This window comes from Pseudomonas sp. KCJK8993 (assembly GCF_046230915.1).
GTDB lineage: Bacteria > Pseudomonadota > Gammaproteobacteria > Pseudomonadales > Pseudomonadaceae > Aquipseudomonas > Aquipseudomonas piscis.
In genome coordinates this window covers 1-396 of sequence record NZ_JBJJLO010000262.1, presented here as the reverse complement: position 1 = coordinate 396, position 396 = coordinate 1, and the positions used below count along the sequence as shown (strand labels likewise).

At 68.4% G+C, this 396-nt stretch carries 1 protein-coding gene; it reads left to right on the top strand.

Features of this window, described 5'->3' with window-relative positions; genetic code table 11:
- The coding region (locus ACK6AU_RS32060) for a beta-ketoacyl synthase N-terminal-like domain-containing protein (RefSeq protein ID WP_409303789.1) at positions 1-396 on the top strand (396 nt) is incomplete at both ends.

Here is a 396-nt window from a genome sequence, read left to right as displayed (position 1 = left end):
GAGCATTCCAGCGTCAGGCGCATGGCCGCCCTGGTCGAGCAGGCCTTGCAGCCCAAGGCGCCGATCCAGGTTCAAGGGCCATCGGCTTCGCTTGCCCCGCAGCCGACTGTCGCCAGGGCTGCGGCCAGCCCAGAACCGCCTGCACAACCAGAGACGGCGCAAATACCAGCCGCGCCTGCACCTGGTGCGGCCGGGAGCGCAACGGCCAGCGAAGGTATCGCCATCATCGGTATGTCCGGGCGCTATCCGGGAGCCCCGACGCTGGATGCCTACTGGGACAACCTGGTGGCCGGTCGCGACTGCGTCGAGGAGATCCCGCCAGCGCGCTGGAGCGTCGACGACTACTACGATCCCGAGGCCGGCAAGCCGGGCAAGACCTACAGCAAGTGGCTGGGA